The sequence below is a fragment of the Lonepinella sp. MS14435 genome (assembly GCF_042485795.1).
GTDB lineage: Bacteria > Pseudomonadota > Gammaproteobacteria > Enterobacterales > Pasteurellaceae > Lonepinella.
Genome location: NZ_CP169368.1, coordinates 1,346,253 through 1,358,916, shown reverse-complemented (window position 1 = coordinate 1,358,916; position 12,664 = coordinate 1,346,253). Strand labels below are relative to the sequence as shown.

Sequence of the window (12,664 nt, the reverse complement as noted above, 5' to 3'; positions counted from 1 at the left end):
ATTTTACACCGCACTTCTTCCCTAATTTAATTGGCTTTCACTGCATTGGCAATTTCTTCTGCACATTGTTGAGCAAGTTCGCCGTCTTGGCATTCTACCATGACTCGAATTAACGGTTCAGTACCTGACTTACGTAATAAAATTCGACCTTTACCTGCTAAACGTTTTTCTACATCGGATGCTACAGATTTTACTTTATCACTTTCTAATGGATTCTCTCCACCAGCAAAACGTACATTAATTAATACTTGTGGAAATAATGGCACTGCCGTTACTAATTCATTCAAACTTAATTTGTGTTGTACCATAGCGGTCAATACAGCTAGTGATGCAATAATGCCATCGCCTGTGGTATTTTTATCCGAGATAATAATATGCCCTGAATTTTCACCGCCAAATTTCCAGTTATTTTCCTGCATTTTTTCCAATACATAACGGTCGCCTACGTTGGCTCGTAAGAATGGCACACCTAACTGTTTTAAGGCAATTTCAAGGCTCATATTGCTCATTAAAGTACCGACTACACCGCCTTTTAAATTACCTGAACGTAACGCTTCTCGAGCAATAATATAAAGAATTTGGTCGCCATCCACCATATTGCCTAAATGATCTACCATCATAATACGGTCACCGTCACCATCATAGGCTAAACCAACATCTGCTTTAGTTTCTAATACTTTGGCTTGCAAGGCTTTAATATCTGTTGCTCCGCATTTTTCATTAATATTTAAACCGTCTGGTTCAGTACCGATCTCAATCACTTCCGCCCCAAGTTCACGCATAACACTTGGTGCAATGTGATAGGTTGCACCGTTAGCACAATCTAGTACGATTTTATAACCTTCCAAACTTAATTCTGTCGGGAATGTACCTTTACAAAATTCAATATAACGCCCTGAAGCATCATTAATACGGCTCGCCTTACCTAATTCTGCTGATGCCACACAATCCATCGGCTGATCTAACATGGCTTCAATAGCTTCTTCTACTTCATCAGGCAATTTTGTACCTTGGGCTGAGAAAAATTTAATCCCGTTATCATCATAAGGATTATGTGATGCTGAAATCACAACACCTGCTTCAGCACGAAAAGTACGAGTTAAATAAGCTACAGCTGGCGTTGGCATCGGACCAACAAACACGGCTGATAAACCTGCTGCGGTTAACCCTGCTTCTAAAGCGGATTCCAACATATAGCCAGAAATTCGCGTGTCTTTACCGATTAATACTTTTTTAGAACCTTGTGTTGCCAACACTTTACCTGCTGCCCAACCAAGTTTTAAGGCGAAATCTGGAGTAATTGGGAATGTTCCCACTTTGCCACGTACGCCATCGGTACCAAAATACTTACGTTCTGCCATTTTTTGTTTTCCTTTTTTCTATTCTATAAAAATATTGTATTTTTAGGCGAATACATCATCCACCCTATATAAATATTACGCATTCATCATTGCTTGCCAAATTTTTAAGGCATCTGCGGTTTCTCTCACATCATGTACTCGTAAAATAGTTGCTCCATTTTGTGCGGCTAATAACGCCCCTGTAACACTACCGATTAAACGTTGATCCACTGTTTTGTCCAACACAGCACCTAACATTGACTTACGTGAAAGTCCTGCTAATACAGGATAACCTTGCACCGCAAAACGAGCTTGCTGTTGTAATAAGGTAAAATTATGTTGTACGGTTTTACCAAAACCAAAACCAACATCCCAAATCACATTTTCCGCCTTTCCGCCTTGCTGCAAAAAAAGTGCGGTGCGATTTTGTAGAAATTCCAACACGTCTTCCACCACATTTTCATAGTATGGATTTTCCTGCATTGTTCGTGGCTGCCCTTGCATGTGCATCAGACAGGTTGGCAAGGCTAATCTCACCGCTGTTGTTAAGGCATCTGGTTCTTGCAATGCACGAATATCATTAATAATATCCATTCCAACTTTAGCACTTTCTGACATTACAATGGCTTTTGATGTGTCAACCGAAATCCAGCAATCAAAGTGTTTTCGCACCGCTTCAACCAAGGGAACCACACGCTCTAATTCTTCTTGTTCTGACACTTCTTGTGCATTTGGTCGAGTAGATTCACCGCCGATATCAATAATACTCGCACCAGCATTAAGCATTTTTTCCACTTGAAATAATGCTTTATCCAGTTGAAAAAACTGACCACTATCAGAAAAAGAATCAGGGGTAAAATTCAAAATTCCCATAATCTGGGGATGGGATAAATCTAAGACTTTATTATTCGCTTGAAGTTTCATATTCACTATATTAAAAATTAATATATGGCATATTATAGCGAAATATTACGCAAATAAACAGAAAAACGCAAAACAAAAGGGATCATAATGATCCCTTTGTTTTATCTCGAATTATTCTGATTTATTATCCAAATTTTCACCTTTTTGCACCGCACTTTCAGCTTGCTTAGGCTCATCAGATTTGGTTTCAGTTTTAGTCGGTTCACCATGTTTTTTCTCATCCCAACCACTTGGTGGAGTCACTGGTTCACGCTTCATCAACTGTTTAATTTGCTCTTCTTCAATGGTTTCATATTTCACTAACGCATCTTTCATTGCATGCAAAATATCCATATTATCAATCAGAATTTGTCTTGCTCGATCATAGTTTCTTGCCACAATAGCACGCACTTCTTCATCAATCACGTGAGCAGTTTCATCTGACATGTGTTTGGCTTTCGCCATTGAACGCCCTAAAAATACTTCGCCATCATCTTCAGTATAAAGAATCGGTCCGAGTTTATCGGAGAAACCCCATTGCGTAACCATATTACGAGCAATATTAGTCGCAACTTTAATGTCGTTAGATGCCCCCGTAGAAATATTTTCTTCACCGTAAATTAAATCTTCCGCTAAACGTCCTGCATACAAAGTAGAAAGTTTACTTTCTAATTGTTTTTGGCTAATACTGACTTGATCGCCTTCAGGCAAGAAGAATGTTACCCCTAACGCTCGACCACGTGGAATAATAGTAACTTTATGCACTGGATCGTGTTCAGGCACAATATATCCTACAATCGCATGTCCTGCTTCATGATAAGCGGTGCTTTCTTTTTGCTTATCGGTCATAATCATGGTGCGACGTTCAGGTCCCATATTGATTTTGTCTTTAGCTTTTTCAAAGTCTAACATTGTTACCACACGCTTGTTACTACGAGCAGCAAATAATGCTGCTTCATTAACAAGATTTGCCAAATCTGCCCCTGAATAACCAGGTGTGCCACGAGCCAATGTCATGGCATCCACGTCATTATCTAATGGTACTTTACGCATGTGTACTTTTAAAATTTGCTCACGTCCACGCACATCAGGTAAACCAACCACGACTTGACGGTCAAAACGTCCTGGGCGAACTAAGGCAGGGTCAAGCACATCAGGACGGTTAGTTGCAGCAATGACAATAATCCCTTCTTTACCTTCAAAACCATCCATTTCGACTAACATTTGGTTTAAGGTTTGTTCACGTTCATCATGACCACCACCTAAACCAGCTCCACGCTGACGGCCAACGGCATCGATTTCATCAATAAAAATTAAACAAGGTGCATTTTTCTTTGCTTGCTCAAACATATCACGTACACGTGATGCCCCTACCCCCACAAACATTTCCACAAAATCGGAACCTGAAATCGTGAAAAATGGGACTTTCGCTTCGCCAGCAATGGCTTTTGCGATCAACGTTTTACCTGTCCCTGGTGGACCAACCATCAATACACCTTTTGGAATTTTACCGCCAAGATTTTGGAACTTGCTTGGATCTCGCAGAAAATCGACTATTTCACCTACTTCTTCTTTAGCTTCATCACAACCCGCAACATCCGCAAAGGTCGTTTTAATTTGTTCTTTATTCAACATTTTTGCTCGGCTTTTACCAAAGCTCATTGCCTTGCCACCACCTTGCATTTGTCGCATAAAGAAAACCCATACCCCAATTAAGAACAACATTGGGAACCACGAAATTAAAATTTGCGATAATAAACTACGTTGTTCAGGTAATGCACCTTCAATTTTAACTTTTTGTTTTAACAGGTCATTGAGAATTTGACGATCTTCTAGGGGTGCAGGTAATACGGTAGTATATTTTGAACCATCTCTTTTGGTTACAAAAATTTCGCCCACTTCGTTAAATTTAGTTTGTGCAACTTGTTGATTTTCTACATCTGTCATAAATGTAGTGTAATCAATACGATTGTTTGTATCAGTTGAATTAAATCCTTGGTATGCCGTCATCATCACAACCGCAACAACTACCCAAAGGACAAGATTTTTAATCATATCGTTCAAGGTTTGACCCCATTTTAGTTAAAGTTAAAAAATTGCTGTTAGCTTACTATAAAATTGATATTAAGCAAAACAATCAATGCAATTAATGTTTATATCCTGTTGCTACAATATAGACTTCACGAGAACGATCTCGTGATGCTTCTGGCTTACGAACTTTGACCGTGGTAAAAAGTGAACGAATTTCTCGCAAATATTCATCAAAACCTTCACCTTGAAACACTTTCACCACAAAACTGCCCTTGCTTGCCAGCACTTGTTTGCACATATCTAATGCCAGTTCTACTAAATACATGGCTCGTGGAATATCCACTGACGGCATACCACTAAAATTCGGTGCCATATCTGACATCACAACATCTACTTTACTCTCACCTACTCGCTCAAGTAATGCAGCAAGCACATTTTCATCACGAAAATCCCCTTGCAAAAAGTCCACGCCTACAATAGGATCCATTTCCAAAATATCACAAGCAATGATACGACCGTTACCCCCAATCTGGCTAACCACATATTGTGACCACCCCCCAGGTGCTGCCCCAAGATCGACTACCGTCATGCCTTGTTTAAATAAGCGATCCGATTGCTGGATTTCATCTAATTTAAAATAAGCTCGAGAGCGTAATTTTTGTTTATGTGCTTTCTGCACAAACTGATCTTTAAAATGTTCATTTAACCAACGGCTTGAACTTGCCGATCTTTTTCTTCCCATAATTTCTTAAATTTTGTGGTAGTTTTTGTAATATAAGGCTAAAATAGCCTAATTCAAGCCAACTGCGGTATTTTTCACCGCACTTTTTTAATTTAGGATTATATTTATGTCAATGACATTATCAACCAAACAAAAACAATTTCTCAAAGGATTAGCCCATCATTTAAATCCTGTCGTCATGCTTGGTGGCAATGGTTTAACCGAAGGTGTTCTGGCTGAAATCGACAATGCTCTTAATTATCATGAGCTGATCAAAGTTAAAGTAGCTGGTGCGGATCGTGAAACTAAACAGCTCATTATTGATGCTATTGTGCGTGAAACCAAATCTACAGCAGTACAAACCATAGGTCACGTTGTGGTGTTGTATCGCCAAAGCGAAGAGAAAAAAATTTCGTTGCCGAAGAAATAATTTGCCCCCATCCCCCTTCGAGGACTTCCCCCCGCAAGCAGGGGGAAGAAAATTTTGCTCCAATCTATTCTCTCTAGAAAATTGTTTCTCCTATTCATTTTGCTCCCCCTGCTTGCGGGGGGAGCTGTCCGAAGGACTGAGGGGGTAACCCAAAAAAGCAAAATTATTTATATTCCACTTCCACAATCTCAAATTCTACCTTGCCACCAGGTGTAGTAATCGTAACTGAATCATCAACTTCTTTACCAACTAAGCCACGAGCTATAGGCGAATTAACGGAAATTAAACTTGATTTAATATCCGCTTCATCATCACCCACAATACGGTAACTCACTTCTTCTTCCGTATCCACATTTAACAGCACGACAGTTGCCCCAAAAATGACTTTGCCATTATTCGGCATTTTAGTCACATCAATAATTTGGCAGTTGGATAATTTACCTTCAATTTCTTGAATTCGTCCTTCACAGAAACCTTGTTGTTCACGAGCTGCATGATATTCGGCATTTTCTTTTAAATCACCGTGTTCACGAGCTTCCGCAATCGCTTTAATAATCTCTGGACGACGAGTGTTTTTCAAATAATCCAGTTCTTGTTTGAGTAGCTCTGCACCACGCACAGTCATGGGAATTTGTTTTAGCATTGTGTTTATTTATCCTTTTTTAGGTAAAAACAAAACCACGGCATTGAATTAACAATGTCGCAGTTAAAATAAGTTAAGAAAAAAGTTTACTCAATCGAGTTCGGAGTCTATTATTGTTCTTCTGACAAAAAATAGCAACCCTAAAAACACAACAATGAAGTATTTAAGCAAAAAATGGCTACTGGTCAGTCTTATTTTTTCCACACCAGTATTGTCACAAATAGATATTCCTACTATCGCACAACAATTACCACACGGGGCGAGTTTGGGCTTTATAGCCAAAAATCTCCATAATAACCAAATTATCACTCAATATAATGCCGACACATTTATGTTGCCAGCAAGTACCCAAAAGGTCTTTACGGCTTTAGCTGCCAAATTGACATTAGGCGACCAATTTCAATTTGAAACCAGTTTACTTACCAATGGTAAAATTCAAAATAATGGTTTAAACGGTGATTTAATTATCAAATTCACGGGTGATCCTGATTTAACCAGTGGTCAACTTTACACCTTATTAGCTCAACTAAAAAAACAAAATATTCAAAAAATCACTGGCAATCTGATTTTAGATACGTCAATTTTTGCTAGTCATGATCGCGGTTCTGGTTGGATTTGGAATGATTTAACTATGTGTTTTAACTCCCCCCCAGCCGCCGCCAATATTGACAATAACTGCTTTTATGTAGATTTAGATGCCAATCAAAGTGTCGGTGAAAATGTTAAATTTAACATACCTTCTCAATTCCCAATTCAGATCTTTGGTCAGGTGCAAGTGGTTAGTAATGAAGAATCTAATTATTGCCAGCTTGATGCTGTGGTTCATGACAATAACCGCTATCAAATCAAAGGTTGTATAGCCAGACAAAGTAAACCTTTTGGGCTAAGTTTCGCAGTGCAAGATCCCGATGCTTATGCAGCAGCAATCGTACAACGTCAATTAAGCCGTTTAGGTATTCAGTTTAACGGTAATGTGCAAATTCCACGCTACCCACAGAAAGGTACATTATTAGCTCAACATTTCTCTAAACCACTGCCCGATTTATTGAAAAAAATGATGAAGAAATCAGATAACCAAATTGCGGATGCTCTATTCCGTACTATTGCTTATCAACATTACAAACGCCCAGCTACTTTCCAACTGGGAGCGATGGCATTAAAAAATATTTTAGCGAAACAAGCGGGTATCAAATTTGGTAATAGCATTGTGGCTGATGGCTCGGGGTTATCACGACATAATCTCATTGCTCCAGAAACCATGTTACAAGCACTTGAGTATATGGCGAAAAATGAAAATACATTACATCTATTAGAAACCTTTCCGATTGCTGGCGTGGACGGTACGATCAGTGGACGTGGTGGCTTAACGCAACCACCGCTAGTGAAAAATGTGCTTGCCAAAACAGGATCGCTGAAAGGGGTTTATAATTTAGCTGGTTTTATGACCAATGCTCGAGGCGAGAAAGTCGCCTTTGTACAATTTATTAATGGTTATTCTACTGGTGAGTTAGAAAATAAAACCAAACGAGCACCGTTAGTACAGTTTGAAAGTCAGATTTATAATGGCGTTTATGCAGAGTAATTTTTTATGTTGAACATCTGATCTTCTTCAACATAATTAAAATTGGGTTTCCCACCCGAGAAACCCAATTTAGCGATAAAAAACAAATCCTAATGCTTAAAGCATATTCTTCTCACCCCGAGAAAGACTAATCAAGCCCGATCTCACAATTTCCAGCACGCTGGTTTCTTCTTTCAAGGCATGAATAAAGGCATCTAATTTATCTTTTGTACCAGATAATTGCACCGTATAAGATTTGGTGGTGACATCTACAATTTGCCCACGGAAAATATCGGTCAAACGTTTGATTTCATCACGTGATGTGCCTGTAGCACGAACTTTCACTAACATCACTTCACGTTCAACGTGTTCACAACCACTTAAACTAATCACCTTAAACACATCGACTAATTTATGTAATTGCTTTTCTATTTGCTCTAACACTTGCTCATCACCAGATGCTTCAATCGTCATACGAGAAAGGGTTGGATCATCGGTTGGTGCAACGGTTAGGCTTTCAATATTAAAGGCTCGTTGAGAAAATAAGGCGACAACACGAGATAATGCACCTGATTCATTTTCTAATAATACTGATAAAATTCTACGCATTTTCTGTTTCTCCTTATTCTTTATTTGGTGCACACAATAACATGTCATTCATCGCACCACCACGTAATTGCATTGGATATACATTTTCAGTGGCATCAACCAACACATCCACAAACACCAATTTATCTTTAATCGCAAAGGCTTGACTAAGTTTTTCTTCTAATTCATCAGCGTGATCAATCTGAATACCAACATGTCCATAGGCTTCCGCTAATTTAGTAAAATCAGGCAAAGAATTCATATAAACTTGTGAATGACGACCTGAATAAATCAAATCTTGCCATTGTTTCACCATGCCTAAGAAACGGTTATTTAAACTCACGATGATAATCGGCGTATCATATTGTTTTACGGTAGAAAGTTCTTGAATATTCATTTGAATACTGCCGTCCCCCGTAACACAAACCACAGTGCTTTCTGGGTGAGCAAATTTCACCCCGATAGCCGCTGGCAGACCAAAACCCATTGTCCCTGCCCCACCTGAATTAATCCAACGACGTGGTTCATCAAATGGATAATGTAAAGCTGCAAACATTTGATGTTGCCCGACATCAGAAGCGATATAAGCATCGCCTTTGGTCAAACGATAAATGGTTTCAATCACCGCTTGTGGCTTAATCTCTTTAGAAGTGCGGTCAAATTCAAGACATTTTTTCGCTTTCCATTGATCAATTTGTTGCCACCATTCAGTTAAATCAGATTGGGATTTCACTAAATTTTCATCTTTTAATAAGGCTAAAAATTCGCTAAACACATTATCCACACTACCCACAATCGGAATCGAAGCTGGAATATTTTTTGAAATAGACGTTGGGTCAATATCAATTTGAATCACTTTAGCATGAGGACAATATTTGTTCACATTGTTGGTAGTGCGATCATCAAAACGTACCCCCACCCCTAAAATCAAATCAGATTCGTGCATAGCACAGTTGGCTTGATAAGTACCGTGCATACCTAACATACCCAAGAATTGACGATCGGTTGCAGGATAAGCCCCCAACCCCATCAAGGAAGAAGTGACTGGCAAATTTAATAATTGAGCAAATTGTCTAACTTTCGCACTACTATTATTAATAATAACCCCGCCACCCACATATAGAACAGGTTTTTTCGCCACTAATAAGGCTTTCAATGCTTTTTTGATTTGTCCTTTATGTCCTTGTGAATTCGGATTATAAGAACGCATACTAATTTCTTTTGGATATTCATAAGGATATTTATTTTCTGGATTCACCATATCTTTTGGAATATCAATCACCACTGGACCTGGGCGACCTGTTGAAGCAATATAAAAGGCTTTTTTAATGATGGTTGGAATATCTTCTGGACGTTGAATAATAAAACTATGTTTTACCACTGGACGAGTAATACCGATAGTATCACATTCTTGGAACGCATCTGTACCGATTAAATGAGAAGGGACTTGACCAGTCAATACCACTAACGGAACGGAATCCGCATAAGCAGTGGCAATTCCTGTAATCGCGTTGGTTGCACCTGGACCTGACGTGACTAACACGCAACCCACTTCACCCGTTGAACGAGCATAACCATCTGCCATGTGAACAGCAGCTTGTTCATGGCGAACTAGCACGTGTTCAATCCCACCTAAGGTATGAATTGCATCATAAATATCTAATACTGATCCACCTGGATAACCAAATAAATATTTTACACCTTGATCACGCAAAGATTGCACAACCATTTCTGCACCTGATAATTTCTTCATAAAATCACTCCGTTTTTACTGACAATTTCTACAGAATTTTGAACCGCACTTTTTATTAAAAGGAAATATTCCTTAATTTGTGAAATTAGTGTACTAAATTCTGGTTAATTGTCTATTCTTTTTTTAGCTTAAAAAACCGACTTTATCAGAATAAAATTCTAGATTTATTCAAATAACAACATTTAATAAATAAAAATTATCCAAAAGATAAAAAATGCGACATAAAGCCGCATTTTATAAACCTAGAACAAAATAAAATTTTTATTTAAAAATTTGAAGCAGATCACATTTTTAACGTTTCTTACTAACAAATATAGCAATAAACAACACTGCTCCTGTGGTAATGAAACCAAGCCAACCCGATTGCGTAAAACCAATCACTAAATAGCCTATGGTTGTGGCTAACGCCACTAATAACGCATAAGGTAATTGGGTAGTCACGTGATCGATATGGTTACATTTCGCCCCTGTTGATGACAGGATCGTGGTATCTGAAACTGGTGAGCAATGATCTCCACACACTGCACCAGCCATTACCGCAGATAAACAAGGTAATAATAATTCAGGTGAAGCATTAACAGCGATAGCTGCGGCAATGGGTAACATAATCCCAAAAGTTCCCCAGCTCGTTCCCGTTGAAAATGCCATTGCCGAACCTAAAATAAATAAAATAGCGGGTAAAAATGCTGGATTTAAATTATCTGAAATCAAAGTAGAAAGATATTTCCCTGTTTGCATATCACCCACGATTTTATTAATCGTCCAAGCAAAGAATAAAATAGCAATAGCACCTAGCATGGATTTAATACCCACGATCCATGCCTTGCCATATTCATTTATACTGACATTTCTATTCACCGCAATTAATAATGTAGATACAATCAATGCACTGACACCACCAACCACTAATGAGATTCCTACGGTAGTATTTTCAAAAGCACCTAAGATACTAAAAGGTTTACCGTCTGCGGCTAAAACATCGTTACCCGTTTTCATCATCATAGCAACAGTGGCTAAAATCAGAGTTAAAATCGGTAACACCAAATTACGCACTTTTCCTGAGCTTTGTTGCTGAATTTCTGTCTGTGTTTCTGCTTGTTCTAAGGCTACTTTCTCATGGCGAGCCATTGGTCCAATATCAAAAGAAAAATAAGCCACCACAAAAACCATTATCATGGAAAAAATAGCATAAAAATTCATCGCACTCATGGTGATGAAAGCACTAAATGGCGTATAACCCGTAATAGCATGTTCTGCTAATAAACCTGCAATTAGCGTCATAATATAAGCACCCCAGCTAGAAACTGGCATCATGACACACATAGGTGCAGCGGTAGAATCCAGAATATAGGCTAATTTAGCACGAGAAACATGGAATTTATCCGTCACGGGGCGAGCAATAGCACCCACCGCTAAACTATGGAAATAATCGTCAATAAAGGTTACAAAGACTAAACAAGCTGCCATTAATTTTGCCCCACGGCGATCTTTAATACGTTGTTGTGCCCATTCAGCAAATGCTTGATTACTTCCAGAAACACTTAAAAGTGCGGTTAAAATACCAAGTAATAATAAGAAAAGAATGATATGCACATTACTCTCATTGAGTGCGAATACCCCATTTTCTACTGTATAAACTAGTGAAGACACACGTTCCAAAAGATAACTTAACGCTAAACTGAAATCTGATCCAGTTAACATTAATGCCCCAACAATAATACCCACGCTTAATGACAATAAAACTTTACGTGTAATAATGGCTAAACCAAGGGCTAATAATGGTGGTAAAACCGACCACATTGAAGAAGAAAAATCGATAAGTTCCATTCGTTCTCTACCTAAAAGTAAGGGAGAACCACTGACATCAGTTCACATTAAATAATGTTAAAATGATTTAAAGATAAAGGTAGTTAATAAAACTACCCCTAACAGTAGCGCTCCATAGTAAATAAACAGGTATAAGATTTTTAGTTAAAATATCATACCCTAGACTATGACAGTAACGTTTCTTTCGATAACGTCACCAACCAATCAAAATGACTTTTAATTGATTTCGGCAAATATTCCTTTCTTTTTCCTTCTCCGTTATCCACTCCGAAAAAATACTTATAATATTCGCACCTCTACATTTGTAGGATTTGCAAAGATTACCTGAATAATAGATAAATGCCAATAGGCAGGAATAATATTTTTTATATATTTATACAAAAAACAAAATATTTACAAAAAATAATAATAAGGATATGATTATTGATATTTCTAAATTAATCGAAAAAATGGAGGATAAAATGAACGATCTAATAAATTCATTAAATAACTTACGTAGTTTACGTGCCGCAATTAATACTATTGATTTGGGGAAAGCAGAAAAGATCCTAGAAAAACTAAAAGTTATTGTAGATGAAAAACGTAAAGAAGCTAAAGCCCTAGTCGCAGAAATGAAAGCTCGCCAAGAACTGATTAAAAAGTATCAAGCTGAATTAAAAGAAAAAGGGATTTCTTTATCCGAATTAGGTGTCAATGGTGCTAAACACAAAGTTAAAAAACAACGCACTGCACTTCCAGCCAAATATCAATATGTTGATGATAAAGGTGAACAACGTACTTGGAGTGGTCAAGGTCGTACACCTAAGGTTATCAAAAAAGCATTGGATGCGGGTAAATCCTTAGATGATTTCAAAATCTAACCTTACC

11 protein-coding genes and 1 riboswitch are annotated in these 12,664 nt (G+C 38.0%); of the genes, 3 read left to right on the top strand and 8 right to left on the bottom strand.

Annotation, left to right across the window (positions count from 1 at the left end; translation table 11 throughout):
• Positions 1-26 precede the first annotated feature (26 nt).
• The 4 genes from glmM to rlmE form a co-directional block, all read right to left on the bottom strand.
• Entirely contained in the window at positions 27-1,361 is a 1,335-nt protein-coding gene (gene glmM, locus O1Q80_RS06455; RefSeq protein WP_386693789.1) for a phosphoglucosamine mutase, read from the bottom strand.
• A 75-nt stretch (positions 1,362-1,436) separates the two neighbouring features.
• Positions 1,437-2,264 (bottom strand): dihydropteroate synthase, encoded by an 828-nt coding sequence (gene folP / locus O1Q80_RS06450; RefSeq protein ID WP_386685986.1) that lies wholly within the window; start codon positions 2,262-2,264, stop codon positions 1,437-1,439.
• A gap of 111 nt (positions 2,265-2,375) precedes the next feature.
• Complete coding sequence (gene ftsH / locus O1Q80_RS06445; protein WP_386693787.1) at positions 2,376-4,298, bottom strand: ATP-dependent zinc metalloprotease FtsH; 1,923 nt, start codon at positions 4,296-4,298, stop codon at positions 2,376-2,378.
• A 91-nt stretch (positions 4,299-4,389) separates the two neighbouring features.
• Positions 4,390-5,016 (bottom strand): 23S rRNA (uridine(2552)-2'-O)-methyltransferase RlmE, encoded by a 627-nt coding sequence (gene rlmE / locus O1Q80_RS06440; protein ID WP_386692911.1) that lies wholly within the window; start codon positions 5,014-5,016, stop codon positions 4,390-4,392.
• 106 nt (positions 5,017-5,122) lie between these two features.
• Between rlmE and yhbY the strand changes: the two genes are divergently transcribed.
• Entirely contained in the window at positions 5,123-5,425 is a 303-nt protein-coding gene (yhbY, locus tag O1Q80_RS06435; protein WP_386685982.1) for a ribosome assembly RNA-binding protein YhbY, read from the top strand.
• A 163-nt stretch (positions 5,426-5,588) separates the two neighbouring features.
• Here yhbY and greA read toward each other — a convergent pair whose 3' ends face one another.
• A complete protein-coding gene (greA, locus tag O1Q80_RS06430) occupies positions 5,589-6,068 on the bottom strand; it encodes a transcription elongation factor GreA (protein WP_386685980.1) in 480 nt (159 codons plus the stop codon).
• A 154-nt stretch (positions 6,069-6,222) separates the two neighbouring features.
• On the opposite strand from greA, the gene dacB reads away from it, so the two are divergent.
• On the top strand, positions 6,223-7,650 hold the full coding sequence (gene dacB / locus O1Q80_RS06425) for a serine-type D-Ala-D-Ala carboxypeptidase (RefSeq protein WP_386693785.1): 1,428 nt from the start codon (positions 6,223-6,225) through the stop codon (positions 7,648-7,650).
• A 96-nt stretch (positions 7,651-7,746) separates the two neighbouring features.
• Here the strand turns inward: dacB and ilvN are convergent, their stop codons facing one another.
• From ilvN to O1Q80_RS06410, 3 genes are all read right to left on the bottom strand, one after another.
• A complete protein-coding gene (gene ilvN / locus O1Q80_RS06420; RefSeq protein ID WP_386685976.1) occupies positions 7,747-8,238 on the bottom strand; it encodes an acetolactate synthase small subunit in 492 nt (163 codons plus the stop codon).
• 13 nt (positions 8,239-8,251) lie between these two features.
• Positions 8,252-9,970 carry an acetolactate synthase 3 large subunit gene (locus tag O1Q80_RS06415; RefSeq protein WP_386685973.1) on the bottom strand — a complete coding sequence of 573 codons (1,719 nt, stop codon included), beginning with the start codon at positions 9,968-9,970 and terminating at the stop codon, positions 8,252-8,254.
• A 291-nt stretch (positions 9,971-10,261) separates the two neighbouring features.
• Positions 10,262-11,797, bottom strand: coding sequence for a Na+/H+ antiporter NhaC family protein (locus O1Q80_RS06410; protein ID WP_386693783.1), 1,536 nt, complete (start codon positions 11,795-11,797; stop codon positions 10,262-10,264).
• 97 nt (positions 11,798-11,894) lie between these two features.
• Positions 11,895-12,104, bottom strand: a riboswitch (Lysine riboswitch).
• 154 nt (positions 12,105-12,258) lie between these two features.
• On the opposite strand from O1Q80_RS06410, the gene O1Q80_RS06405 reads away from it, so the two are divergent.
• A complete protein-coding gene (locus O1Q80_RS06405) occupies positions 12,259-12,657 on the top strand; it encodes an H-NS family nucleoid-associated regulatory protein (protein WP_386685967.1) in 399 nt (132 codons plus the stop codon).
• The last annotated feature ends 7 nt before the right edge of the window (positions 12,658-12,664 follow it).

Excerpts from the sequence above, each read along its gene's own strand:
- glmM (WP_386693789.1), bottom strand. The coding sequence starts at position 1,361 with ATGGCAGAACGTAAGTATTTTGGTACCGATGGCGTACGTGGCAAAGTG.
- folP (WP_386685986.1), bottom strand. The coding sequence starts at position 2,264 with ATGAAACTTCAAGCGAATAATAAAGTCTTAGATTTATCCCATCCCCAG.
- ftsH (WP_386693787.1), bottom strand. The coding sequence starts at position 4,298 with ATGATTAAAAATCTTGTCCTTTGGGTAGTTGTTGCGGTTGTGATGATG.
- rlmE (WP_386692911.1), bottom strand. The coding sequence starts at position 5,016 with ATGGGAAGAAAAAGATCGGCAAGTTCAAGCCGTTGGTTAAATGAACAT.
- yhbY (WP_386685982.1), top strand. The coding sequence starts at position 5,123 with ATGTCAATGACATTATCAACCAAACAAAAACAATTTCTCAAAGGATTA.
- greA (WP_386685980.1), bottom strand. The coding sequence starts at position 6,068 with ATGCTAAAACAAATTCCCATGACTGTGCGTGGTGCAGAGCTACTCAAA.
- dacB (WP_386693785.1), top strand. The coding sequence starts at position 6,223 with ATGAAGTATTTAAGCAAAAAATGGCTACTGGTCAGTCTTATTTTTTCC.
- ilvN (WP_386685976.1), bottom strand. The coding sequence starts at position 8,238 with ATGCGTAGAATTTTATCAGTATTATTAGAAAATGAATCAGGTGCATTA.
- O1Q80_RS06415 (WP_386685973.1), bottom strand. The coding sequence starts at position 9,970 with ATGAAGAAATTATCAGGTGCAGAAATGGTTGTGCAATCTTTGCGTGAT.
- O1Q80_RS06410 (WP_386693783.1), bottom strand. The coding sequence starts at position 11,797 with ATGGAACTTATCGATTTTTCTTCTTCAATGTGGTCGGTTTTACCACCA.
- O1Q80_RS06405 (WP_386685967.1), top strand. The coding sequence starts at position 12,259 with ATGAACGATCTAATAAATTCATTAAATAACTTACGTAGTTTACGTGCC.